The sequence below is a fragment of the Capnocytophaga sp. oral taxon 412 str. F0487 genome (genome assembly GCF_000271925.1).
GTDB classification, from domain to species: Bacteria; Bacteroidota; Bacteroidia; order Flavobacteriales; family Flavobacteriaceae; genus Capnocytophaga; species Capnocytophaga ochracea.
The window spans coordinates 1-24,146 of the sequence record NZ_AJZR01000002.1; the positions used below are offsets into that span (position 1 = coordinate 1).

21 protein-coding genes and 1 pseudogene are annotated in these 24,146 nt (G+C 39.6%); 12 read left to right on the forward strand and 10 right to left on the reverse strand.

What is annotated here, in order from left to right; translation table 11 throughout:
• From HMPREF1321_RS00045 to ribD, 3 genes and pseudogenes are all read right to left on the reverse strand, one after another.
• Window positions 1–271: pseudogene (locus HMPREF1321_RS00045) on the reverse strand (hypothetical protein); the annotation flags it as partial.
• 299 nt (window positions 272–570) lie between these two features.
• Window positions 571–1,485, reverse strand: coding sequence for a hypothetical protein (locus HMPREF1321_RS00050; RefSeq protein ID WP_009420837.1), 915 nt, complete (start codon window positions 1,483–1,485; stop codon window positions 571–573).
• Window positions 1,486–1,877: 392 nt separating this feature from the next.
• The gene (gene ribD / locus HMPREF1321_RS00055; protein ID WP_009420833.1) at window positions 1,878–2,873 is read right to left on the reverse strand and encodes a bifunctional diaminohydroxyphosphoribosylaminopyrimidine deaminase/5-amino-6-(5-phosphoribosylamino)uracil reductase RibD; all 996 of its coding nucleotides are present in this window, start codon (window positions 2,871–2,873) and stop codon (window positions 1,878–1,880) included.
• 417 nt (window positions 2,874–3,290) lie between these two features.
• On the opposite strand from ribD, the gene HMPREF1321_RS00060 reads away from it, so the two are divergent.
• The 5 genes from HMPREF1321_RS00060 (at window position 3,291) to HMPREF1321_RS00080 (ending at window position 7,599) form a co-directional block, all read left to right on the forward strand.
• Window positions 3,291–4,445 (forward strand): 5-(carboxyamino)imidazole ribonucleotide synthase, encoded by a 1,155-nt coding sequence (locus tag HMPREF1321_RS00060; protein ID WP_009420814.1) that lies wholly within the window; start codon window positions 3,291–3,293, stop codon window positions 4,443–4,445.
• A gap of 90 nt (window positions 4,446–4,535) precedes the next feature.
• Window positions 4,536–5,222: a tRNA (guanosine(46)-N7)-methyltransferase TrmB gene (trmB, locus tag HMPREF1321_RS00065; protein WP_009418948.1), complete on the forward strand. Its 687-nt coding sequence runs from the start codon at window positions 4,536–4,538 to the stop codon at window positions 5,220–5,222.
• 154 nt (window positions 5,223–5,376) lie between these two features.
• Entirely contained in the window at window positions 5,377–6,477 is a 1,101-nt protein-coding gene (locus HMPREF1321_RS00070; RefSeq protein WP_009420821.1) for a glycoside hydrolase family 6 protein, read from the forward strand.
• A 19-nt stretch (window positions 6,478–6,496) separates the two neighbouring features.
• Window positions 6,497–7,267 carry an alpha/beta fold hydrolase gene (locus HMPREF1321_RS00075; RefSeq protein WP_009417256.1) on the forward strand — a complete coding sequence of 257 codons (771 nt, stop codon included), beginning with the start codon at window positions 6,497–6,499 and terminating at the stop codon, window positions 7,265–7,267.
• Entirely contained in the window at window positions 7,252–7,599 is a 348-nt protein-coding gene (locus tag HMPREF1321_RS00080) for a phage holin family protein (protein WP_009420813.1), read from the forward strand. The genes HMPREF1321_RS00075 and HMPREF1321_RS00080 overlap by 16 nt, the downstream gene beginning before the upstream one ends.
• Window positions 7,600–7,654: 55 nt before the next feature.
• Here HMPREF1321_RS00080 and HMPREF1321_RS00085 read toward each other — a convergent pair whose 3' ends face one another.
• A complete protein-coding gene (locus tag HMPREF1321_RS00085; protein WP_009420825.1) occupies window positions 7,655–9,076 on the reverse strand; it encodes an ATP-dependent RecD-like DNA helicase in 1,422 nt (473 codons plus the stop codon).
• Window positions 9,077–9,202: 126 nt separating this feature from the next.
• On the opposite strand from HMPREF1321_RS00085, the gene HMPREF1321_RS00090 reads away from it, so the two are divergent.
• From HMPREF1321_RS00090 to HMPREF1321_RS00110, 5 genes are all read left to right on the forward strand, one after another.
• Window positions 9,203–9,865: a hypothetical protein gene (locus HMPREF1321_RS00090; protein ID WP_002673865.1), complete on the forward strand. Its 663-nt coding sequence runs from the start codon at window positions 9,203–9,205 to the stop codon at window positions 9,863–9,865.
• Window positions 9,840–10,682, forward strand: coding sequence for a DUF3822 family protein (locus HMPREF1321_RS00095; RefSeq protein WP_050977193.1), 843 nt, complete (start codon window positions 9,840–9,842; stop codon window positions 10,680–10,682). Before HMPREF1321_RS00090 ends, HMPREF1321_RS00095 begins: the two co-directional genes overlap by 26 nt.
• Before the next feature lie 9 nt (window positions 10,683–10,691).
• Window positions 10,692–11,399, forward strand: a complete 708-nt coding sequence (locus HMPREF1321_RS00100; protein ID WP_009420815.1) for a hypothetical protein — start codon at window positions 10,692–10,694, stop codon at window positions 11,397–11,399.
• Window positions 11,400–11,480: 81 nt separating this feature from the next.
• Window positions 11,481–12,194 (forward strand): DUF4197 domain-containing protein, encoded by a 714-nt coding sequence (locus tag HMPREF1321_RS00105; RefSeq protein WP_002673868.1) that lies wholly within the window; start codon window positions 11,481–11,483, stop codon window positions 12,192–12,194.
• A 376-nt stretch (window positions 12,195–12,570) separates the two neighbouring features.
• Entirely contained in the window at window positions 12,571–13,887 is a 1,317-nt protein-coding gene (locus HMPREF1321_RS00110; RefSeq protein WP_009420818.1) for a DUF389 domain-containing protein, read from the forward strand.
• A 545-nt stretch (window positions 13,888–14,432) separates the two neighbouring features.
• Here HMPREF1321_RS00110 and HMPREF1321_RS00115 read toward each other — a convergent pair.
• Window positions 14,433–15,815 (reverse strand): RagB/SusD family nutrient uptake outer membrane protein, encoded by a 1,383-nt coding sequence (locus HMPREF1321_RS00115; protein ID WP_009420826.1) that lies wholly within the window; start codon window positions 15,813–15,815, stop codon window positions 14,433–14,435.
• 5 nt (window positions 15,816–15,820) lie between these two features.
• Window positions 15,821–18,895, reverse strand: a complete 3,075-nt coding sequence (locus HMPREF1321_RS00120) for a SusC/RagA family TonB-linked outer membrane protein (RefSeq protein ID WP_034575318.1) — start codon at window positions 18,893–18,895, stop codon at window positions 15,821–15,823.
• A gap of 1,160 nt (window positions 18,896–20,055) precedes the next feature.
• On the opposite strand from HMPREF1321_RS00120, the gene HMPREF1321_RS00125 reads away from it, so the two are divergent.
• Window positions 20,056–20,925, forward strand: coding sequence for a GyrI-like domain-containing protein (locus HMPREF1321_RS00125; RefSeq protein ID WP_009420834.1), 870 nt, complete (start codon window positions 20,056–20,058; stop codon window positions 20,923–20,925).
• Window positions 20,926–20,943: 18 nt separating this feature from the next.
• Window positions 20,944–21,423 (forward strand): hypothetical protein, encoded by a 480-nt coding sequence (locus tag HMPREF1321_RS00130; protein ID WP_009420839.1) that lies wholly within the window; start codon window positions 20,944–20,946, stop codon window positions 21,421–21,423.
• Between the two features lie 188 nt (window positions 21,424–21,611).
• Here HMPREF1321_RS00130 and HMPREF1321_RS00135 read toward each other — a convergent pair whose 3' ends face one another.
• Genes HMPREF1321_RS00135 through HMPREF1321_RS00150 form a run of 4 tightly spaced genes read right to left on the reverse strand, consistent with a single transcriptional unit; the run spans window position 21,612 to window position 24,044 of the window.
• Complete coding sequence (locus HMPREF1321_RS00135; RefSeq protein ID WP_009420812.1) at window positions 21,612–22,007, reverse strand: hypothetical protein; 396 nt, start codon at window positions 22,005–22,007, stop codon at window positions 21,612–21,614.
• Window positions 22,004–22,441 (reverse strand): acyl carrier protein, encoded by a 438-nt coding sequence (locus HMPREF1321_RS00140; protein WP_009420829.1) that lies wholly within the window; start codon window positions 22,439–22,441, stop codon window positions 22,004–22,006. Before HMPREF1321_RS00140 ends, HMPREF1321_RS00135 begins: the two co-directional genes overlap by 4 nt.
• A gap of 38 nt (window positions 22,442–22,479) precedes the next feature.
• Window positions 22,480–22,914 (reverse strand): hypothetical protein, encoded by a 435-nt coding sequence (locus HMPREF1321_RS00145; RefSeq protein ID WP_009420843.1) that lies wholly within the window; start codon window positions 22,912–22,914, stop codon window positions 22,480–22,482.
• Between the two features lie 2 nt (window positions 22,915–22,916).
• Window positions 22,917–24,044 (reverse strand): beta-ketoacyl-ACP synthase III, encoded by a 1,128-nt coding sequence (locus HMPREF1321_RS00150; protein WP_009420820.1) that lies wholly within the window; start codon window positions 24,042–24,044, stop codon window positions 22,917–22,919.
• Window positions 24,045–24,146: the final 102 nt, after the last annotated feature.

Below are 24,146 nucleotides of genomic sequence, written 5' to 3' on the forward strand. Positions count from 1 at the left end.
GGGTAAGGTACAAGGTGTCTTTTGTACGACTGAGGGCTTTAAAAGTGGTTTTGAGAGTTTCATAACCTAACATTTTTATAGTTACGCTGTCATTAGTAGAATAAAATACAAAGAGCCCGTCGTCATTGGTAACGGTGTAGTCGTTGGCATTATGAATTGTAGCAGCCCGTAAAGGGGCTTTGGTATCTTTATCTGCAAGATACTTTGAGGTAGTGTGCTGTGCCACTACGCATTGACTACAAACCAAAGCTATACATATAACTGCTTTCATATGAATTATTTTATTATATTTTTGCGCCAAAGGTAGTAATAATTAGTTAATAATATACTCTTGCACGAGAAGCTTTTGCTAAAGATTTTCCCGAGTTTCTCAAAACTCAAAGTCATAAACTGCCTATCGTGTTACAATCGCCCGTGCGGCTCGCACTTGCCTGTGTGGCTCACACTTGCCTGTGTGGCTCACACTGCCTATCGTGTTGCGATCTACGGCTTAAATAAGAAAAAAGCTCCTCATATAGGAGCTTTTTCTGAAAGAAATTTCAAACACAAATACAATGTAAAAGTCTCTAACTAATATGTGAATTCTATTGTTTTTACTTCTTTACCGTTTTCCTTTACAGTAGCTTTAAGTGGGTATTCAGTTTTAAAGTAACTGTAAGCGGTTTCTTGCTCGTAACTGCGTCCTGTTGCATCAGAGTCCTTCACTGTTTTTTTGGTAATGTTGTTTCTGGCGTATTGTTCATCTAAGAACACTTCGGGGTGAGTAGCTCTATAAGACAAATGCAAAAACCAAGGATTGGTTCTACCATCATACTGGTAGGTTGTTACCGAAGTCTTATTACCTGCTGTGTGAGTGTGTTCTCTTACCGTTTCGTTGTAGTTCAACACATAAGTATCTGTAGCAGTAGTAGTAGCGGTACTCTTCACTCCACTCGTTTCAGTGTATTCGCTTGTTACAGCCTTTATCTCATTGAGTACTTCACGGTTGTAGACTACCACTGTATACTTAGTTACATTAGCCGATAACTTTTCACTTTTAGTATGTTTTTTTAACCTGCCGCCATCATACTCATACTCATCTACGGTTGGCAAACTCTCTTTACCTACCACAGTAGTTGTTTTCTTAAGCAAGCGTCCTCTTTCACTGCTATACTTGTCATACACAACTTCCTCTTTTTTTACATTGCCTTCTGTATAAACCGTTTTGATAGGAAAAGTACCGTCATACGAAGTCTCGTACACTTTTTCCACAGTTCTGCCGGTGCCATCTGTCACTTTTATTGTGTGTTTGCGTACCAATCCTAATACATTTTGTACATACTCAAAAAGTTGCTCAGTAGTTTGTGTTTGGGTACCTTGTGCAGGTAGGGTCGTCTCCACTATCTTATCTGCAAAATAGATAGGATCTGAAGGTGGTAAATCGTCGCCTTTATCACAAGCTGTGAATAAGCCAACTGTCGAAAGTAATAAAATAACTCTTTTCATTGTATATAATTATTTTGAAGATTATCTATGTTTGTAATGCTCGTACTTTCTGAAATCCGCACGAGTCTTTCCAAGCCAAAGACTTATATGCTACTTTTAATATGTGTGCCGTGTTACTCTCCTTATAAAATAACTTTTGTGCTAAAACACTGCAAGACACACTTGTTTACATCATATTTATACTAATTCTACTATCAAAAATCTTGCCATAAAGCTCTTTTTCTCCTAAAAATAACCTCTTTTTAACATTTATTCGGTATACCCCAAGCCTTCTCTCATCGTTTTTTAGTAATTCCTGCAATTTCTACCTCTTTTTACCTTTTACTCACTTTCCCAACTGTGAGCCCTCGCTGACTTTACCTTTCCTTTTACGCCTGTGCGACTCGCACCTTTTACTTGAAAATAGGCGCTTTCACCCCTTCTCCAAAGCAAATATCCCCCGTAAATACAACCGCTTCGTCCCATAACCCTTCGTCGATAAACTGCTGTAGCGTATAAGCCCCTCCTTCCACAATCATACTTTGTAAATTCATTTCATACAGTTTAGCACAAATTTGTTCCAAAGGTTTATGCTTAAAATCTATCGTGAAAAAATCAGTGTGTATCATCTCCGGAACAGACGTCTCTTCAGTAAAAAACAAAGTAGTTGTACGGTCGTTCCATACCGCAAATTCCTTCGGACTACGTAACTTCGGGTCAATTATTATCCTCACAGGATTGCGCCCATACCAGCTCCGGCTGTCCAACGAAGGATTATCCGCCAATACCGTTCCTACTCCCACCACAATACCCTGTTCCTCAGTGCGCATTTGGTGTGCTGTCTGGCGCGCATAAACGTCGCTAATCCAGTGCGGAGCAACCTCCTCTTTATGCAGGGGAGCTATAAACCCATCACGCGTTTCAGCCCATTTTAGGATAATATAAGGGCGATGTTTTTCGTGAAAAGTAAAAAACCGCTTGTTCAGTTCCCTACATTCAGCCTCACACACCCCCACTATCACCTCACACCCTGCATTGCGCAGTTTTTCAATTCCTTTGCCGTGCACTTTCGCAAAAGGGTCGATAGTGCCAATCACCACCCGCCCTATCTTGTGAGCAATGATAAGGTCAGCACACGGAGGCGTTTTCCCAAAATGGCAACAGGGTTCTAAACTCACGTAAATCGTACTTTTCGGTAGCAGACTCTTATCCTTTACCGAGGTAATCGCCCGTACCTCAGCGTGTGCCTCACCCGCTTTCTGGTGCCACCCCTCCCCTATGATATGCCCTTCGTATACGATAACACTACCTACCATAGGGTTCGGATAGGTACTTCCTAAGCCATTATAAGCCAACTGAATGCACCTACGCATATACCATTCATCAACAGTTAATTCTGAGGTTGTCATAAGAAAAAAAATAACTTTTGGCGCAAAGATAATAAAATAACTCCTAAGTATAAAAATGATAAAATGTTTTATACAATTTTAACAATTCATAACCCATTGAGAATAAACAATCTATATAGCATTTCTATACCAATCGTCCAAGATTCGTATAAGCTTCCTATAAGCTTTCTATAAGCTAAGAGCACTTTTTCCATAGTTTTCTTTCATCTCGGTATTTTACGATATTATTTTAATATATTTTGATATCTTCCGAAAACCCCAATAAGTTACCCCTCTGGCATTATTTAGTTTTTTTAGTATTTTTGGCATTAATCAGTATTATTGGCATTATTGGCATTTTTTGGCATTAAAAAATAATTTCGTACCTTTGCCTCCTCATTAACCATTAACCTCTAACCACTAATCATTAAAAGCAATATGCCCCATTATTTCTCTTCCGATTTTACACTCGGAATCCTTGGCGGAGGTCAGTTAGGCAAGATGCTCCTTACCGAAACCCGCAAGTTCGATATCACCACCAAGGTGCTCGACCCCTCCCCCGATGCTCCTTGTCGCATTGCCTGCAATACCTTTGTGCAAGGCAACCTTACCGACTTTAATACCGTGTATAACTTTGGTAAAGACGTAGAAGTACTCACTATTGAAATCGAAAACGTAAACGTAGAAGCCTTAGAGAAACTACAAACCGAAGGGGTAAAAGTATATCCCAGCCCTCAAACTATCAAGAATATCCAAAATAAAGCCACTCAAAAACAGTTTTATGCCACTCACGGTATCCCTACCGCTCCTTTTCAAGTCTTTCAAAATACCGAAAGTCTGAAAAAGGCAATCAATGAGCAACAGCTCTCTTTGCCTTTCGTTTGGAAGTCAGCACGCTTCGGGTACGACGGTAATGGCGTGAAAATCGTCCGCCAGCTCATCGACCTAAATCTTTTACCTAACAACCAGTGCATTGCCGAAAGTTTAGTGCCTTTCAAAAAGGAATTGGCAGTAATCGTAGCCCGTAATGCAAAGGGTCAGGTGCGCACCTACCCTGTGGTAGAAATGGAGTTCCACCCCGAAGCCAATCAGGTGGAGTATGTGCTCTGCCCTGCGCGTATTGAAGAGGCTGTCGCTCAAAAAGCACGTACTATTGCAATACAAGTAGCCCAAGCTTTTGAAGTAGTAGGACTCTTAGCCGTCGAGCTCTTTCAAACAGAAAACGATGAGATTTTGGTAAACGAAGTCGCTCCTCGCCCACATAACTCAGGGCATTACAGTATCGAGGCAACTTATACCAATCAGTTTGAGCAACACCTACGCGCTATCTTAAACCTGCCCTTAGGAAGTACTGAAAGTAAGGTCGCAGGCGTAATGGTGAACCTTGTAGGGGCAGAAGGCTTTCAAGGGAAAGTAATGTATGAAAACATCGAACAGATAATGGCAATGGAAGGCGTAACCCCCCATATCTACGGCAAAAAAGAAACACGCCCTTTTAGGAAAATGGGACACGTAACCATTGTAAACCCCAATATCAACAAAGCACGCCAAATAGCCGAACAAGTAAAGAACACCATACGCGTAATCGCCTAATATATAGACCGTCTCATATTCCCCCTTGGGAGGTAGCCAGCGACAGCTGGGTATGTGTAAAGGGGGGAGGTTTAAATTATATATAACAATATGGGAAGCAAAAACAAACTCAAACGATTTGAAGAAAATAAAACCTTTGCCAATGTAATCCAACCTTCACGCGAAGAGCTCCTTAACGGTGCTTTTGCCTATAAAGGTCGGTGGAACGAACTCTTTTTTAAGAACAATCACCCTATTGTCTTAGAATTGGGTTGTGGTAAAGGTGAATACTCAGTGGGCTTAGCCAAACGCTACCCTCAGAAGAATTTTATAGGTATCGATATCAAAGGAGCACGCTTTTGGCGAGGTGCTAAAACTGCTACTGACGAAAATATTACCAATGTAGCCTTCTTGCGCACCCAAATAGAACTCATCGAATGTTGTTTTGCCCCTCAGGAAGTAAGCGAAATATGGATTACCTTCCCTGACCCTCAAATCAAATACAAGCGCACCAAGCACCGCCTTACAAACGCCGATTTTCTAACGCGGTATCAGCATATCCTTGCACCTGAGGGTTATATTCACCTCAAAACCGATAGTGAGTTTATGCACGGCTATACGCTAGGATTGTTACACGGAGCAGGGCATAAAGTACTCTATGCCAATCACAACATCTATAACAGCGACGGTGTACCCGAAGAAGTAACCGAAATTAAAACCTTTTATGAGCAGTTCTATTTGGAGCAAAACAAACCCATTACCTACATTCGCTTTCAGATAAAAAAAGATAATAATTAACATTAAAACCTCTAAAAAGTCTCTTTTGCATCGTACTTCCCCCTCTTTGAGGGGGTTAGGGGGAGGTTCTCCCTGAAGAGCTGAATATGTGACGAACCTCAACCGAAGAATCATCAAACAACCATTAACCATTAATCATTAATTATATTATCCAATGAAAAAACTCATTTCCCTTACATATCCGTATCTCATCATTGCTGTGTTCTTCGCAATCATCTCTTGTGATAAGCATAATAATACTGAGGATACTTCGCAAAAAGAAAACTCCAAAAAAGAAGAACCTAAAAAAGGAGACAGTTCTTTATTAGCTTATTCCAAACCTTTCTATCTCTTTACTGAAACTAAGGCTTATGAAATGACTAAGCAAGAAAAAGACCCTTACTTAAAGAAACTCTATTACCAAATAGCCGCTACTCCCACAGCTGAATGGTTCGAAGGCGTAAAAGCCTTCGACGATAGTACCTTAAAACGGCTCATCGAAGGCGCAAAGGCACAACAAAAAACACCTATCATCACACTCTACGGCATTCCTTATAGAGATTGTGGTTCGTATTCAACCGGAGGTCATAAAACGGCTGCTTCTTATAAAGAGTGGATAAATCGCACCAGTACTATTATTGGCAAAACCCCTATAATAGTGATTGTAGAACCCGATGCCCATAACTTTTGTTCAAAGAAAGGCTGGAAATACAACGATGCAAAATACAAAGAACGCGCTGAACTCCTCACTTATGTAGGAAAAACCTTTGCTGATAACAACCCGAATGCGTTGCTGTATTTGCATATTGGCGGAACAGAACTCAAACAAGAAGAAGCTGCCCAAGCGGTAATAGATGGCGGTATCCGGTATATGCGTGGCTTTGTTACCAACGTCGCCGACCACAGAGGGACTCCTCGGGCTGAAAAGTGGAGCGAAGAGTTCGTACAAACGCTCCAAAAGAAAGGCTTAGGCACAAAATACTACGTGATAGACACCTCCCGCAATGGTATCGATAGCCCTAAACAAACCAATAAGGCTTATTATTACAGTTGTAACAATTTCAACGCCGCTTTAGGAGTACGCCCTACCACCAAAACCTCTGCTCCTCACGCCGACGCTTATTTGTGGATTAAACATCCTGGCTTATCCGATGGTCTTTGTGCCAATGGCGATCCTGAGGCAGGCTCTTGGTATCCCGCAGTAGCAAAATCATTAGTGCAAAAAGCTATTGAAAAAGGAATTATAGAAGAGTGGAAAGTCCCTAACAACTTTTAAATTATCTTACTAAATAACTATGTTACATTCTCAAATTATAGGCGAAGGCACTCCCTTCATTATCCTGCACGGTTTTTTGGGTATGTCAGATAACTGGCGTACTTTGGGGCTCAAATATGCCGAAGCGGGCTTTCAAGTGCATTTAGTAGACCAACGCAATCACGGTCGTAGTTTTCACAGCCCCGATTTCAGCTATCCTCTAATGGCACAAGATTTGCTTGCATATGCTGACGCTCACGGATTGAAAGTCTTTCACCTGATGGGGCATTCTATGGGAGGCAAAACAGCAATGCTTTTCGCTACCGAACACCCCGATAGAGTGCTTTCTCTCATCGTTGCTGATATGTCGCCTAAATTCTTTCCTGAGCATCACGGAGCTTGTTTACAAGGTTTAGCGTCCTTAAATTTCGATGTGATACATTCACGTACCGAAGCCGATAAAGCTCTTTCGGCTTATGTAAGCGATATAGGAGTGCGACAGTTCCTACTGAAAAACCTTTATTGGGAAACCAAAGACCGATTGGGCTTGCGCCTGAATCTCCCTGCTTTAATTGAGAATGAAAGCGAGATAGGAGCTGAACTCCCTGATAGTAACGTGTTCGAGGGTAAAACACTCTTTCTAAAAGGAGAGTATTCTGAGTATGTGATGCCCGAAGACGAAGCCCTTATTCGCACTCACTTTCCGCACGCTATTATCGATACGGTGAGCAAGGCAGGACACTGGTTACACGCTCAAAACCCTACTGAATTTTACAATAAAACCATACATTTCTTATGCGATACTTTATAAGCTTATTCATCTCCGCAACCCTTGTTTTTGTATTGGGCTACCTAAATGTGGGTGCTCATATCGAGAACTTCTTCACAGCCCTCGTGGTAGCCTTTGTGCTCTCACTTCTCAATGGTATTGTACGCCCTATATTAGAGTTCATTGCCTTCCCTATTACCTTTATGACTTTTGGGCTCTTTTTATTTATCATCAACACTGTAATTGTGCTACTGGCAAGTAAATTAGTAGGTGGCTTTGTAGTACACGGCTTCTGGGGCGGACTGATGTTCAGCACTTGCCTTTCGTTAGCTCAGGCATTAGCTCTTGCTCCTCTTGGGAAAGTAAGAAACTAATTATTGCCAAAGTTGAAGTCACTCAAAAAACTTATCTTTCTTCAACTCTTAATTCTTAACCAAAATCCTCGTCTTTAAACCCTACCAAGTAGACCCTTTCTTTAGCACGAGTGATAGCTGTATAAAGCCATCGCAAGTAACCTTCATCTATGATATCATCAGGTAAGTAAGGTTTCTCCACAAACACAGCGTCCCATTGCCCCCCTTGACTCTTATGGCAGGTAATCGCATACGAAAACTTCACCTGCAAAGCATTGAAATAAGGGTTTTCTTTCACTTTCTGATATCTTTTATAAGCCGTAGGTTCATCAGCGTAATCAGCGAGTACTTCTTCATAAACCTGATTGCTTTGAGCTGGTGATAAGGCAGGAGCTTCACTGTTTAAGGTGTCTAATAATATAACCGTATCAAACGGAGGTACTTCGGGATAATCAATAAGCTGAGCCGATACCTCAGCAAAGCGGAAACCATAGGCTTCTGTGAAGTCATAAAGCTGTAACACCTCTATAATATCACCATTGGCAATAAAACTCACTTGCGAATTATCCTTACACCAGAAGTAATTATTCTTAACCACCATTAGCAAGTCTCCGGCAGCTATTTCGTCTTCAACGTCTAAAATCACCCTGCGTATTTGGTTGTTCCAAGCCACCGCGCGCTTGTTGGAGCGCACTATTACCGTAGTTTCTTCTGAACCATAATCGTCATACGCCTCACTGATAGCGTCTTGTATTTCAGCTCCGTCAGTAAGTCGTATTATATCAGGGTGATGATTTATCTTAAAAGCGAACTGTTTTTCAGCAAGCGAAGAGAAGATATGTTTGCGCAAACGGGTAGCATTGCGCAATATCCCCGACTTCCGTCGCTGGCGTACCACCTCAGTAAGCGTAACCGTAAGCACTTCTTTTTGAAACTGATATTCTAAATAAGGGATATTCAGTGCAGGACTTTCGAGGGTATTAACAGGAGGCAATTGCGCAGTATCGCCTATAAGTAATAGTTTGCAGTTTTTTCCAGAATACACAAAGCGCATTAAGTCGTTTAATAATGAAGGGCGCTCAAAGAGTTGATAGTCGTTATCAGCAATCATCGAAGCCTCATCTACTATAAATAAAGTATTTTGGAGCTTATTGGCACGCAGTTTGAAGGATACATCAGTACCATCAGCTTTGGAGTAATAAATATATTTGTGAATAGTGAAAGCCTGCCTTTGGGTGAAATAGGTCATCACTTTGGCTGCCCTACCGGTAGGTGCTAATAACACCGATTGGTGGTTTATGAGCGGTAAAGTACGGATAAGACAGTTGGTGATAGAAGTTTTTCCAGTTCCAGCAAAACCTTTTAGTAAAAAAAGTTTATCAGAAGCATCTGCTGAGAATAGATATTCTGTAATCTTTTGTAAAGCAACATCTTGCGAAGGAGTAGGCTCGTGTTTAAAGGCACTAATAAGGGCACTAAAAAAGGCTTTTTCGTTCATAATAAAAACAGTTCTGAGAGCAAAATTATAAAAAAAAGTTAAAATAATTTTTTTGTTTCAAAAAAAGATTGTAGTTTTGCGCAATACCAGTCAAGAAAGTTATTATTAATTTATAGAATTAAAACGATGAAAAAAATTGTAACTATTGCATTTTGGGCATTAGGTTTAGTATTTTGCTACCTAATTTACAGGTCTATCACAGGCCCTATTGAGTTCAAAAAAATTAAGGAGGAACGCTACACCGAGGTAATTAAGAAACTGAAAGATATCCGTGCAGCGCAAGATGCTTATTTGAGACTCAACGGCAAATATGCCGATAATTTTGATGAGCTTACTAAGTTCATCGAAACTGCACAATTTACTATTACTTCACAACGCGACACAAGCTGGAATGCTTTCGATGAGACTTTTAAAATTACGGTAATGCGCCAAGGTGTAGTTATTGATACTTTGGGGCACGTATCAGTAAAAGATTCATTGTTTAAAAACGATAATCGTTATTTGCATTTGCGCGATTTACCTCCTATCAAAGGTAAAATTCCTGGTCAGTTTATAATGAAAACAGGAGAAATTACCGACAAGAACAATGTAAAATCTTCCGTTTTTGAAGCGTATGTGCCTAAGAGAGTGGTGCTACAAGGTCTTGATGAAGACTTAGTAGAAAAAGAAATTGCAAAAACATCGGTAGAAGATGTAAGAGGTCCTAATATTAAAGTAGGTTCACTCGAAGAGCTTACTGTAAACGGTAACTGGCCAACTTCTTATGACGCAAAAATTGCAAAGCAATAATCAGTTTAAAACGTACTTTAAGGAATTGTCCATTCAAATAAACTTGGATGGACTTTCTTTTTGTGTGTTTAACCCTGTGCTCCTGTGTGTAGAGGCTATTTATAATTTTCCTATCAACTTCAGCTATAAGAGCAAAGAAGATATCGATAGGCAAATCTATTTTGTGATACAAAGTGAAGACGACCTCCGCCAAGATTTCGATACTATTAAGGTTTTACACAATACCCCTTCCTTTGCTTTTATCCCACAGTCTCTTTACGGCGGAAAAGACGAAATGCTGGAATACCTCAAATACAGTATAGATGTATCGGAAGCGGAACCCTATACCGTGGAAATTGATAGAATCATATCTATTGAAACGGTGAATGCTTATTTGCCCAATACAATAGTAAATAATTCACTACTTTCTTATTACGGTAGGTTCGACTACCAACACTTTGCTACCTCACTACTACGTATGTTCCTCAAACACTACTCTTCGCACGCTTTCGAAGTGATGTATATCTATGCCGAAGTAGGCTCTTTTTACTTTGTAGTGTTTAGAGGTAAAAAACTGTATTACTTCAATAGGTTCAGCTATGAAACCATTGAAGACTTCTTGTATTACATTCTTTTCTCTATTGAACAATTGGATATCGATACTGAGCAAGTGCCTCTTTATATCACAGGGGAAGTAGACCCTACAGCACTGTTTTATAATAAGGTAAGGCGTTATGTGAGGTATATTTACCTCCTAAAATACCATAAGGAACACTTTGCTACGGGAATGGACGAAGAGCTTATTCGTCGGAATTTTGTGCTCACCCAATCTTTTTAACCTATTGCTATGAAATTTTTGAATATATTGCGCAATACTTTTAAACTATACCAAAGTACTTTCGGAGTGCACCTTTTGGGCTCTCTTATTTTATTTACAGTAGTGTTTTTAGTTTACGCTTCTCTTATTACTACTATCTTCGGAATGCCTTTAGAGGATATCATTGCTCTACAAAGCAACCCCGAAAAGCTCATCGCTTTAGTCAGTAGCCGGAGTTTTGTTATTAAATTTTGGTTCTTCTCGTTACTTGTAGATGGCATCATTACCCCTTTTACAGCAGGTATTTACAAGAACTACGCGACGGTAATCCAAGGGGAACGCGCTACTTTGGGCAACCTATTCACTTATTATCGCGCTCCTGAAACAAGTGCTATTTTAAGCCACGTTATTCTGCAAATGTGTCTTAAAACTTTTATATTAGTAGGCTTTTCTGCCGTAGGAATGTACTCGTTAGGACTTGCCTTTAACACTATCATCTCGTTAGTATTTGTACTCACTATCCCGATTATTATTTTGGAAAACAAACCTCTTTTCAAGGCTATGGGAGAGAGTTATAGAAGAATAATGCTCGCACCTTTCACTGCCCTTATCATTACCTTCTTGGGTTGTGTTTTTGTGTTAGCAGGCTTTCTTTCTTTTGGTATAGGTATTGTCATTACCTTCCCGATACTTTTTGCGAGCATTTTCAGTATATACCTTTCAATAAATAAAAGGTAAATAATAATTTTCTGCTACTATTTACGCTACTTATACAGATGAAATAAGAAAAAGACAGTTAAAAATTAATAAAACAAATATATGAAAAAAGTAATGCTTTTGGGGCTCTTAACAATGGGCTCTTTTACTCTGAACAGTTGCGACGAATTGCAACAAGTTATGGGCAACACTACCCAAGGCGGTAGCGGATTTAATGTAGCCAGCGGACTCAAACAAGCCCTTGAAATGGGGGTAAGTAGTGGGGTGGATTTGCTGAGCAAAGACGGTGGTTATTTTAAAGACCAAGCGGTACGGATTCTATTACCCGAAGAACTCCAGAAGGTAGATAAAACTTTGCGTTCGGTGGGGTTAGGTTCTTTGGCTGACCAAGGGCTAAAAGTACTAAACGAAGCAGCTGAAAATGCTGTAAGCCAGGCGAAGCCTATCTTTTTATCAGCGATACGAAATATGACCTTTACCGATGCGATGAACATCTTAAAAGGTGACAATACCGCAGCGACTACCTACCTAAAAAACAGCACTTATAGTTCTTTGGAGACCGCTTTTGCTCCCAAAGTGCAAGCCTCGCTTAGTGAAGTAGGTGCCGATAAGGTATGGGAGAACATTATCAATAAGTATAACCAGATACCATTGGTAAAGCCCGTTGAACCGAACCTTACTAAATACGTTACCCAACAGGCTATCAATGGGTTGTTTGTGAAGGTGGGCGATAAGGAGAAGGAAATACGCACGAACATAGCGGCGCGCACTACCCCTTTACTAAAATCAGTGTTTGCGATGCAGGATAATAAATAATAGCAAATCCCTTATAATAATCGCCGTGTGGTATGAATACCGCACGGCGATTTTGTATTCCTATATACGCCGAACCTATACCGAGCACATAGTGGCTCTACAGTGGCTCTACAGTGGGTCTACAGTGGCTCTACAGTGGGTCTACAGTGGGTCTACAGTGGGTCTACAGTGGGTCTACACTGAACAATAATAGGTATTAAACTGAATAGCAGACGAATACATTTGCTACTTCATTTAATATCTTATAGCTTTGCACCACTAATCGACAAATTGACATATTGGTTAATTGATAAATTATGCTTATCTTTGCACTTCACATAAAAAGCATTAGCCGTTTGTACTAATGACTAAAAACTAACATCTAATATCTTACATTATGAGTTTTTTGAAAAAACTTTTCAATTTACATCAGGGGGAAGAGAAAAAGGAAAAAGTAATTGAAGATATCCTTAGCAATATCTCTTTTCGTGGTGCTAATCTATGGATTTTGGCTTGTGCTATCCTGATTGCTTCTATTGGGTTAAACGTGAATTCTACTGCTGTAATCATCGGGGCGATGCTTATTTCTCCTTTGATGGGACCTATCGTAGGGGCAGGATTTGCATTGGCTACTTATGATTTCGACCTGTTGAAGAAAACTGGCAAGAGTTTGCTCATCGCTACTGTGGTGAGTCTTATAGTATCGTTTATCTACTTCTATATCAGTCCGTTTAAAGATGTACAGTCAGAGCTTTTGGCGCGTACTTCGCCTACCATTTACGATGTGCTTATTGCCTTTGTGGGTGGGTTGGTAGGGGCTATCTCGCTAACGCGCGAGGATAAAGGTAACCCTATACCAGGGGTGGCAATTGCTACCGCTTTGATGCCACCGCTTTGTACAGCTGGATTTGGCTTGGCTACGGGCAATATTAGTTTTTTTTTAGGAGCTTTCTATCTATATAGCATCAACTGTTTCTTCATTGGGATTGCTACTTTCCTCATCATCAAATACCTAAAATACACTCCTAAAAACACGGGTAACGAAGCGCTCAACAAGCGTTTGCGCGTTGTTATCACCACATTGGTTATCCTTATTGTTACCCCTAGTTTGTATTTGGCATATAGTCTTTTGAAAGAGAAGGAATTCCACGAGAATGTAGCTCATTATATCTCTGCCGAGTTTGAAAACAGCGGTTATACCATTATTTACAAGAAAATACACTACAATACCTCACCTAAAACCATTGAATTGGCTTTTTTAGACAAGAAATTTACCGATGAAGAAGTAAAAACACTACAAAGCAACCTCAAAAACTTCAAATTACATAATACCGAACTCATCATCAGACAAAAAGAGTCGGATATTGACAAAGAGATATTATCGGAAATCAACAAAAACAAGGCGTCGCTTTCTAATAAAGACATAAAGATAAATCAGCTAAAAGAAGAGTTGGCGCAATACAAATATACCGACCCTACTTTTGCCAAAGAAATAAAAGTATTGTTCCCTAATATTGAGAGTTTTTATTTTGGAAAACTGACGGATTTTTCGGGAAAAGGCAACTCTTCTCTCACTACGGTGATGCTCTACACGCCTAAAAAAGAAACTGTGAAGGGTAAAGAAATCGCCAAAGAGGTAGATACTCAAAAATTGCAACAATGGCTCGCTGAGAAGTTTGGCGATAAGAAAGTGATTTGCAGATTAGCAGATTAGGGAATTAGAAAATTAGTATATTAGAAAATGAGAAAATGAAATCCCCGTGGTGTGAGCTGTATGGACTGTTAAATTAGCGTGAGTCCGACGTAAGAAAGGTGTAGCTTACGCTACAGAAATCTTATAAATCTTTAAAAAATCAAACAAATAGGTAGCAAGCTACCTTTAGACACATACACACATACTCTGCTATGCCAGCTCGCAGACTACACACAGATTACACGGATAGTCTTTCAATTGACAATTGATAATTGACAAATGTGATGGGTACGAATTAGTAGCTTTGCTATTGGATTTACACAGATTATAATACAAACATAGGCGTGACTTTGGTAGTTTTAAAAACTTTTAGATGGCTTTTGTTGAAACAGTTACTAACTAAATTCTTTAACGTAATATACTGGGATAAAGTAGTGATGCTTATAACTAAGCAATAGAGAAATAGGTTAATATCGAAAAAATCTTTTTGTTTAAAAGGTACAAAAGAAATAAAAAGAGCTGAATCTCTCTCTCAGAAGATTCAGCTCTAATTTTACAAGTAACAACTAAGGATTTGAAGAGTAACCTTGATTTTGTTTCATATTGCCATTAGCTCCCATTTCGGCATCTGGAATAGGAAATGAGTATTTATAGCTTCCATAGGTTACTGTTCCATAAGTTTGCAAGGCATCATCTACAAGAGGCATATCTTGTTTATTTCGTGCAATATCATAAAAACGGAAGCCTTCACCTGCAAACTCTTTTCGTCTTTCTAACAAAATATTCTCAAGAGTTGCCGATGTATAAGCGGTTGCTCCTCGTTTTGCAGGTATTAAATTCAGCTGAGCAAGGGCATTTGTAGTATCACCTAAGCGGAAAAGAGCTTCGGCATAGGTAAGCACTACTTCTTCATAACGAATAACAGGTATATCTTGTGCTCCTATGAGATCTGTTTGTTTTCGCATTCTGTAAGTTTTACCTGCTCTTATTTCAGAAAAGAGAGTTTTCCTAACATCTCCTGTTTCGTATTTTGAATACAAATCGTTGAGCATTACCACATCTCCATAAGAGCCAAAATAAATATTTCCTAAGCTATTGACTCCTGTATAATGACTATCACTATTGGCAATAGAAAAAATTTGATTTTTAGTATTATCAGTAGTAAAGGTTTTTGCAAAATCATCAGCTGCTGCAATATCCAAGCGAGAACCTTTGTTATCAATCACGTACTTAGCAGCATCACGAGCGGTTGCCCAATCTTCAAAGAAAAGAGCTACACGAGCTTTGAGTGCATAAGCTGCAAAAGTAGTAATGTAGTGAGCAGAGGCATCATTTTTGCTTGCCGATAAATTGCTAATAGCTGCATTTAGGTCTTCCATTATAAGCTCATAAGTGCGCTGAACTGTTTCACGAGCTGGATAAATGGCTTTCCCAAATACTTTTGTATAAGGAACACCTAATGCCTTTGTTCTGTCAGATTCTTGATATTGTTGTCCGTAAAGTTTCAACAAGTCAAAATGTGCTAAAGCACGAATGGCATAAGCTTCCCCTAAATAATGATTCAGCGTAGTAACATCACCGGTAATTTTTGCTCTATCAGCATTAATAACTACATTAGTTGATACTATTGTCTTATTAATTTGCGTCCAAGTATCAGAGGCATAGGCATCTGTTCTGTTCATATCCATTTTAGCAACCGTAACAAAACGGTTTGAATTTGCGTCGGAGTATGCATTATCGGAACGCACTTCTCCGAAAATAATGACATCTCTCCCGTAGTACTCTCTTGAACTCATACGATTATACGCTGAGTTTAAAACACTCCTAACATCTTCTACAGAATTGATACTTTCCCCTAATATCTTATCTTGCTCCAATGTTGGGTCTAAGTCGGTACAGCCTGTAGCTAACAAGGCTATGCTAAATAGTGTGTATATAACTTTTTTCATTTTGTTTAGAATTTTAAATTAACACCAAATACTACAGATTTTACAGGTGGGGTAGTAAGGGTAGTATACCCCATTCTATTATTTTTGTTACCTACTTCAGGATCAAGTTTTAGACCGCTGTCTTTCACCCAAGTATAAAGGTTAGTTCCTCTAAGGGTAAAGGTAACTCCATCAAAGCCTGTTCCTTCTAAGTATTTAGAAGGTACTTCGTACCCCAATGTAATATCTTTCAAGCGTGCAAAGGTACCATCGTATAAGTGACGAGAAGAAGTGCTATGAAAATTATCATTGCCTGAATAGCTCATTTTTGGTACATCGGTTACATCTCCTGCTTTTTGCCAAGCGTTTAATAACTCAGCGTCTCCATTATAAGTTACCGTTGTAAAATTATTGGTTCTTAAATAGAACTGAGCATACTGTTCATATACTTTATGTCCTCCTGTAAAATAAACAGTTGCATCTAAAAATACCCCTTTATATTGAAGGTGAGTAGAAAGACCTCCTGAATATTTTGGAATGGCAATACCTTGGAATCTTCGCTCTGCGAGGTTATAGTCTGATGTTTTCTTGCCTTCTTTGTCATACCATTCAGGAAGCCCTGTGTTCACATTGACACCTGCCCAAGTGGGCATATACCAATAAGCATACGTTTCTCCTACTTTGGTTTGTTTGTATTCATTTCCTGCTGTTGGGTCTACATCGGCGCCGGTACCATCTTTTGCTAATTTTTCTACCTTATTTTTAACTGTTGCTATATTAGCCGACAAGTTCCAATTGAAGTTTTTATTACGGATAATATCTAATCCTAATGAAGCCTCAATACCCTTATTGCTCATCGCTCCTGCATTAATAGCTTGCTCTTCAAAACCTGTGGTTCTTGACAAAGGCACATTTAGCAACAAATCATAAGTATATTTATCGTAATATGCAACAGAGCCTCTCACACGGTGATTAAATAGAGCAAAATTAAGCCCCACATCAAAAGTACGGTTTTTCTCCCAAGTAAGGGCATCATTTCCTAATGTTTTAGGGTAGGCAGCTCCATTTTCAGCATATTCAGTATCATAAGCTAAAAGCACTTGGTATTGATTTAAATCTACCCCAGAGTTACCTGTAAGCCCATAAGAAGCTCTTAATTTCAACTCGTTGAAAACTTTTGCAAGGGCATCAAACTCTTTATGAAGGTTGTAAGCAAGCCCTAAAGACCAGAAATTCCCATAGCGATTTCCTTTTGCAAAACGAGATGAACCCTCTCTACGAATACTTGCGTCAAGAATATATTTTTCGGCATAAGAATAGTTAAACATTCCTAACAACGATACATTCGCCCAATCTTCAAAAGTAGAAGATATTGCTTTTTGTTTTGTTACAGAAGCGAGATTGGTTAAACCATCTGTGGCTATATTAGTACCATAACCTTCTAAATAATTCTTTTTGTATTTTTGATATTCATAAAGTGCTGTTAGTCCAAATTTATGTTTCTCGGCTACATTAAAATTGTATGCTAAGGTATTTTGATATACCCAAGTGGTGTGGTGAGCCATTATACGATGCGAAGACCCATTATTTTTAGAACCATTACTATGTATTCTGTTTTGATAGTTTTTATAATCTGATGATATGTAATCTACATTTGCACGAGTAGAGAACACTAAATTTTTAAGCAGTTCGTAATCTACTTTAAAGTTTATCAACCCTCTTAGGGTATTGTTCTTTGATATATCGTGGTCTTTTATATACAAGTAATTGTACAAACTTGTATAGTCATTAAATGTGGTAACATTATAGGAACCATCAGCATTATAAGGACTTATCCAAGGCGACATCAATACTTTTGTCAGATAAGGATTCGTATAATAAGATGATTGCTCAGCAATAGGATTTTGAGATACCCAAGAGCCATTTACCGAAGCCTCTAATTTCAATTTATCATTTAAATCTCTATTGATTTTTATCACTCCTGATACGCGTTTAAAAGGGTCTGATACTTTTACAGTAGATTCTGTTCTGTTATACCCCAAGGATACATAGTAAGTTCCTTTTTCATCTCCTCCTGAGGCGGATATATCGGCAGAGGTCATTACAGCATTTTTGTTTTTTATAAGTTCTGACCAATTGTTATTATTTAATGCACTATTAAAGTTTTCTGCTCCATTGATTCTCAAACCCTTAGCTTGAGCAAAATCAATTGCTGTATCGTAAGTTGCTCCATTACTTGCAAACTGGTTTGCCAATCCTTGTTTTAACAAATGATAGCGTTGGTCACCCGTAAGAGAAGACCTTTTATAATATGCATCGTTTTGGAAACCCACTGAGGTGTTTACATTAAACCTCGTTTTTCCTCTTTTACCAGACTTGGTTGTAATAACAATAACCCCATTAGAGCCTCTTGCTCCATAAAGAGCCGTAGCAGCTGCATCTTTGAGCACTGTTAAGCTTTCTATATCTTCATTGTTAATACTTGCAAGGGTTGACATTGAAGAAGCTGTATTTTTATCCTCTGTTAAGTTTTCTGTGATTACTGGCACACCATCTATCACATAAAGAGGTTTATTGCTACTATTCATAGAGCCAACCCCACGAATCATTACAGTCTGTTCTGCTCCTGGTGTTCCTGAAGCAGCGTTAATTACCACTCCTGGAGTTTTCCCTTGCAGAGCTTGGTCTACAGAAATAGCCGAAGGTGTACTTATATCTTTACTTGATAACTGTACAGTATTTCCTGTGGATTCAGCTGCTTTCTTTTTAACAACACCCAAAACCACTACTTCACCGATCTCAACGGCTTCTTCTTGCATTACTACATCAATGCGACCTGAAGTGCCTACTTTGCGATTTTGGGTTTTCATTCCTAAGAATGAGAACTCTAAGGTCTTACCTGGAGCAACCTTGATGCTATAACGACCATTAAAGTCGGTTTGAACACCGTGTTGTTCTCCTTTTACTACTACAGCTACGCCCATCATTTCAGTTCCACTAGCATCGCGTACTGTTCCTGTCACTTCTCGTTCCTGCGCCCACGAGAAGCCTTGCACTATTAGTATTAAAAATAGTGCGAAAGATACTTTGTTTAATCTCATCTTCTATAACATTATTTTATAAACTGGTGCAAAGGTAGAAAAGTTTTCTGTTAAGTTCCAAATTTATCCTTAACAAATTTATTCATTTTGTTTGTAAAAAATAGATGAGAAAAAAATCATAAAAACGCGGTTTCTTTGCGTTTTTTGCAATAAAATTGGTATTTCTTTGATGAAAACGCAAAGAAATGCCCTCTATACACTGTTTTTATGCAAAATTATTTCGGTAGAAAAACACTATTTTTGTTACAAAATAACTAATAGAGTGTTACAAATATCACAATGAGGAAATGGGAAAATGAGGGAATTTGGAAATTAGTAAATTAACGTAAGTTCGACGTAAGAAAAGTGTAGCTTGCGCTACAGAAATCTTACAAATCTTTAAAAAAATCAAACAAATAGGCAACAAATTGCCTAAAAATCTCGCACAGATTACACAGATTGCACGGATAGTCTTTCATTTGACAATTGACAATTGACAAATGTAATGGACACGAATTGGCAACTGTGTTGCTGGATTTCACAGATTACAATATAAACACAACTGTAAATCAGTATTGATATATATAGAACTGACGTTAAATTAGTATGGGTTGTTGGGGAAAAATGGAGAGGTTCGGGAGAAGTTCTGGGCAAGAGAGAGGCTGGAGGTTTAAACTTTGGCAAAGTGTGTGACGCAAAAGTGATGTATTGAGGCTGTTATGGGGATTCGGAAGGAAACGGAGTAATTCGGAAGAGAGATGAGAGGGGTTTGGGTGAAAAAAGGCTGTAAGATGGGTGGGGTTAGCTTATAGAGAGCTTATAGGAAGCTTATACGAATCTTGGACGATTGGTATAGGAAGGGTGCATAAGTGATTGATAAATAGTACAATACAACAAGGCTAAAAATGTTAAAAACGGGGTTTCGAGGCGAAAGAAAAGGAATCCTCACCCCGTCCCTCTCCCAAGGAGAGGGGGTGTAGTGACGAGTAGAGAGCGACGAAAAAAGGGGAATGTGGAGACGGAAATAGTGACGGAAAGGGGGAATGTGGTGGCAAATAGTGACGGAAAAGGGGGAATGTGGTGACGGAAAGATGAACTTACAAGGTGAAATTAGCAAGATAGGAAAAGACTTCTTTGGAAAAGTGCCGTATCTTTGCCACAGAAATTCAAAATAAATCTGTATGAAATCCATTACTCGTAACGATTACACTCAGCGTATCAACAAAGTGGCGGAATACATTAATGGTCATCTCGATACTTCTATAAAGATAAAAACACTCGCCAATGTGGCTAACTTATCTGATTTTCATTTTTGTCGCATCTTTAAAGCGCTTAAAGGAGAATCGCCCATTGCCTTTATTGCTCGTTTGCGCATAGAAACGGCAGCTCAGCTGTTACGCTATTCGACGCTTTCGGTAGAAGAAATAGCTTTTAATATAGGGTATGAAACGCCCGCCTCTCTTTCCAAAGCATTTAAAAATCAATATGGTATTACGCCTACTCAGTATAGAACAAACAGAGATATTTATATTATGAAGAAAGAAATAAACAATCCAGAAGTAGTGCTCAAAGCTCCAAAGATAGTAGAGCTTGAGCCCAAAAGTCTTATTTACGTAGCTCTTACAGGAGAATATGGTACACTTAACTACAACAAAGCTTACGAACAATTGTGGGGTGTTGTAAAATCGCAAAAACTCTTTACCAAAGGCATTGAGTCGATATGTGTTTCGTATGACGACCCTAAAATTACCGAAGCTTCTTTGCAACGTTCCGAGGTGAGTTTGGCTATTCACAAGCCGGCTAAACCCTCAGGTGAAGTGAGTTGCAAAACCTTAGCAGGAGGCAAATATGCAATCTTTTTCTATCAAGGTAGTTATACTCAGCTCTCAGCCGTCTACGATACTGCTATGCGCTGGGTGGTAGATAGTGAATACGAAGTGCGCGATGAGCCTATGTTCGAGAAATACCTCAACGACTGCCGTCGTACCCCCGAAGAAAAACTGAAAACTGAGATATATATCCCAGTGCAAACTGCACGGGCAATTTCGTAACTTCTAATTTCTAACATTATGAATCTTACAAAAATAGAAAAAATCACAGGTGTCGCTTTGGCGATTGTCTTATTATTGCTTACGCTTTCAGGGAGTGGTTACTTCTTTTTTACTCTGAAAGTAAACTTTGTGCAATGGTTGGCTTACAACGCTTGTTCTCCTAGTAGCTTGGTGTATTTAGGTTGCCTTATCGTCTTTTGGGTGACTAAAAAGACTTTTTGGCTACCGCTTGCCTTCCTGCCAATGTACTATTTTGGTACGATGGGGCTCTTTACTTTTACGTGGAGTGGTGCTAACATCTTTGCTCAAATGTCACATATTACAATGACACTCAACCTGATTTGGGCGGGCTATGTGCTCTATCGCATTGGTGATTACAAAGCGTTTGCACAGGGGTTACTGTGGAGCATCGTTCTCTTTGTGCCTTACATTGCTTTTGTGATGTACTACTGTCGCACACACGCAGAGGAAATTAGTCAATTACTTGAAATGGCGTGAGCTATATAAGCAGTTTATATCAGATTTTAAAATAATAGTACAATGAAAGAAGCTTGTCCTGAGTGTTATGCGATAGATAGTCGCATTACGCCTTTGTTAAACCCCAAAGAGTGCTTGCTACACCACAGGCAATTATAGTATGAAAAGCAATAGAACAAAGTCCTTTACTCATTTAGAGTAAAGGACTTTTATTTGTTTAACTCGCACAGTTCTTCCACAGTGATGTCAAACACCTCAGCATATTGTTGTAGCGTTTTAGAAGATAGTTTTTTGAATACCGAAGGTTTGGCGTGACGCTTGATAACCCATTGCCAGCGGTGCATTGCATCGGCAAGGACTGCCCAATCCATACGGTTGAGGAGCATATAATACACTATGGGGCTTTTGTGTCCTGCAAGCACATCGGCTTTTGCTTCGTCAATCTGCTCTTGCAAACGGCTGAGCGAGGCTTCTAAGGCAATGCTCTTCACCTCCCAGCCCGAACTGGATAGGGTGGTGTAGTTGCCTTCGTCATCGGTTACATAGCACAGTTCTGTAAAGTCCTGTAAGGCACCTTTTTCCTGAGGTAGTTCGGTTTCTTTCATTCCGTTAGGTTTTTAATTACTAAGTTCATTTCGGCTGTTGCCATAAGAATATCTCCTACAAAGGCATTACAGCGCATTGAGCAGATGTAATACTCATCGGTATCGAAACGAGAAAGCAATTCGGCTTCGGTGCGCACAACTTCCTGTACCTTAGGCAACGTAAAGATTTCCAACTTCTTAATCGCACTGATATAACCTATCACATAGTTTGACGAATCTTCTATACCAAAGAGAAACTGCCCTACAATTGCCGAGCAGGTTTGCGCCATATTTTCGATAAGTCCTACTTCTACAAACAATCCTTCATCTACAAAAATACAGCTATCGGTTATCGTAAATTCGGTAACTACGTGCGTATTACTGATATCAGTAATAGTATCGACCATTTGCATTGGCGGGTGGTGAGGAAGATATTTGTGGATAGAGATGTTCATATTAGGTGTTAGGGGCTAGCTGTCAGGGGTTAGGGGGGTTAGGAATTGGGTGCGAGTACGGTTTTCATTTCGCCTTGGGCGATGAGGGTATCACCTATAAAGGTTTGCATTGTTACGAGGGTTACCTCCATAAACTCTTGCTGGATAGTGATGTGTGTTTTAAGGGTATCGCCTACTTTGGGCAGGGATTGTATTTCTATGTTTTTAATCGCTCCTATATACCCCATAGGAGCAGGTTTTCCGTTGAGATAGTAGTAATAGCCTTTGTGCAAGGCGATGCTTTGGGCAATATGCTCTATGAGTCCGCTTTCTAAGAATATCCCTTGCTGTACAAAGAGGTTATTAGGGGCAACGGTGAGTCCTGCCACACCCTCGGTGGGGGTATACTCCCAAAGAGCATCTACCATTACAATGGGATTGCGCTGGGGTATAAGGGTGAGAATTTCGTTTTTATCTGTAATTGGTAAAACCATAATTAAATGACCTTTAAGAAAGCATAAGAATAGGAGAATCTACCGCTCTCGGGCACTGATAGCAACACAGTATCGCCCGCTTTGAGTTTCCCTGAGTGCATCAAGACTTCTAACATCAAATAAGCGGAAGCAGAGCCTACATTGCCTACTTCGGGGAGGTTGATAAACCAACGTTCTAACGGAAGGTCGATACCTACTGTTTTGAGAGCTTCATACAAGCGTTCTTTGAAATAACAAGACGAGATATGAGGCAAGAAATAGGTAATATCATCTGCCGACAGTTGGTGTTTATCTAAGGTAGCACGCATACTCTCAGCGCCTTTTAGCAAAATATTCTCATTGAGCAGTTTCACATCTTGCTTGATAGCAAAGATAGATTCACTAAGCCACGCTTCTGCAGGATATTCACTCCAAGCCTTGAGGTTGCCATCGGGGAGCTTGTCGCCACCGGCATACATACACGCTTCGAGCTCGTGAGCATACGAATAGGCGTCCATCCACTCTATTTGCAAAGCACCTTCACGCGGTTTGTTTTCTAACAGAAAAGCCCCTGCCCCATCGGAGAGCATAAAGCGCAAGAAATCTTTTTTAAAGGCAATCGCAGGGTGTGCCTCCAATTCGGCTAAGAGTTGTACTTCATTTTCGTATTTATCGGCACGCAACCACGCTGATACACGTTCAGAGCCCGTGCATACTGCATTCACACTATTGCCCGCCTTTACTGATAAGTACCCAAATTTAAGAGCATTCATTCCTGAGTTACACACCCCTGAAGAGGCATTCAGTTCTACCGAGTGTCCGCCCAAGAGTCCGTGCACCATAGAAGTGTGTGAGGGCAAGAGCACATCGGGGGTAGAGGTACCGCAAGAGAGCACCTCTATACTATCCCAAGGCACTTCGCCGTCCAATAGGTTTTGTATTGCCAAAGCCGTAAGCTGGGCATTGTTATGAGTAGGGTTACCTTGCTCATCAAGGGCATAGTAACGGGTGAGAATACCATTGTTGCGGAGCACGAGGCGCCGGGCTTTAGAGGCATTTTGGTTTATGAGACCTAAGAAAGTCTCCATTTGCTCATTGCCAATGGGTTTGTTAGGTAAATATTTACTTGCTTTTGTTATATAGACATTCATATTTAGGTAACAGGTAACTCTCTGATATTAGTGATTTCTATTTTTAATGTGTTAAGTTTGTGTATCTACTCCCAACCTATCATTCGTTTTGATTACTGACGA

What these genes read in the sequence shown, in the direction of transcription:
- HMPREF1321_RS00145 (WP_009420843.1), bottom strand. Translation starts at nt 22,914, where the DNA reads ATGGTTTTACCAATTACAGATAAAAACGAAATTCTCACCCTTATACCC.
- HMPREF1321_RS00150 (WP_009420820.1), bottom strand. Translation starts at nt 24,044, where the DNA reads ATGAATGTCTATATAACAAAAGCAAGTAAATATTTACCTAACAAACCC.
- HMPREF1321_RS00075 (WP_009417256.1), top strand. Translation starts at nt 6,497, where the DNA reads ATGTTACATTCTCAAATTATAGGCGAAGGCACTCCCTTCATTATCCTG.
- HMPREF1321_RS00110 (WP_009420818.1), top strand. Translation starts at nt 12,571, where the DNA reads ATGAGTTTTTTGAAAAAACTTTTCAATTTACATCAGGGGGAAGAGAAA.
- HMPREF1321_RS00130 (WP_009420839.1), top strand. Translation starts at nt 20,944, where the DNA reads ATGAATCTTACAAAAATAGAAAAAATCACAGGTGTCGCTTTGGCGATT.
- HMPREF1321_RS00050 (WP_009420837.1), bottom strand. Translation starts at nt 1,485, where the DNA reads ATGAAAAGAGTTATTTTATTACTTTCGACAGTTGGCTTATTCACAGCT.
- HMPREF1321_RS00125 (WP_009420834.1), top strand. Translation starts at nt 20,056, where the DNA reads ATGAAATCCATTACTCGTAACGATTACACTCAGCGTATCAACAAAGTG.
- HMPREF1321_RS00120 (WP_034575318.1), bottom strand. Translation starts at nt 18,895, where the DNA reads ATGAGATTAAACAAAGTATCTTTCGCACTATTTTTAATACTAATAGTG.
- HMPREF1321_RS00070 (WP_009420821.1), top strand. Translation starts at nt 5,377, where the DNA reads ATGAAAAAACTCATTTCCCTTACATATCCGTATCTCATCATTGCTGTG.
- HMPREF1321_RS00115 (WP_009420826.1), bottom strand. Translation starts at nt 15,815, where the DNA reads ATGAAAAAAGTTATATACACACTATTTAGCATAGCCTTGTTAGCTACA.
- HMPREF1321_RS00105 (WP_002673868.1), top strand. Translation starts at nt 11,481, where the DNA reads ATGAAAAAAGTAATGCTTTTGGGGCTCTTAACAATGGGCTCTTTTACT.
- HMPREF1321_RS00135 (WP_009420812.1), bottom strand. Translation starts at nt 22,007, where the DNA reads ATGAAAGAAACCGAACTACCTCAGGAAAAAGGTGCCTTACAGGACTTT.
- HMPREF1321_RS00100 (WP_009420815.1), top strand. Translation starts at nt 10,692, where the DNA reads ATGAAATTTTTGAATATATTGCGCAATACTTTTAAACTATACCAAAGT.
- HMPREF1321_RS00080 (WP_009420813.1), top strand. Translation starts at nt 7,252, where the DNA reads ATGCGATACTTTATAAGCTTATTCATCTCCGCAACCCTTGTTTTTGTA.
- trmB (WP_009418948.1), top strand. Translation starts at nt 4,536, where the DNA reads ATGGGAAGCAAAAACAAACTCAAACGATTTGAAGAAAATAAAACCTTT.
- HMPREF1321_RS00095 (WP_050977193.1), top strand. Translation starts at nt 9,840, where the DNA reads ATGACGCAAAAATTGCAAAGCAATAATCAGTTTAAAACGTACTTTAAG.
- HMPREF1321_RS00085 (WP_009420825.1), bottom strand. Translation starts at nt 9,076, where the DNA reads ATGAACGAAAAAGCCTTTTTTAGTGCCCTTATTAGTGCCTTTAAACAC.
- HMPREF1321_RS00090 (WP_002673865.1), top strand. Translation starts at nt 9,203, where the DNA reads ATGAAAAAAATTGTAACTATTGCATTTTGGGCATTAGGTTTAGTATTT.
- HMPREF1321_RS00140 (WP_009420829.1), bottom strand. Translation starts at nt 22,441, where the DNA reads ATGAACATCTCTATCCACAAATATCTTCCTCACCACCCGCCAATGCAA.
- ribD (WP_009420833.1), bottom strand. Translation starts at nt 2,873, where the DNA reads ATGACAACCTCAGAATTAACTGTTGATGAATGGTATATGCGTAGGTGC.
- HMPREF1321_RS00060 (WP_009420814.1), top strand. Translation starts at nt 3,291, where the DNA reads ATGCCCCATTATTTCTCTTCCGATTTTACACTCGGAATCCTTGGCGGA.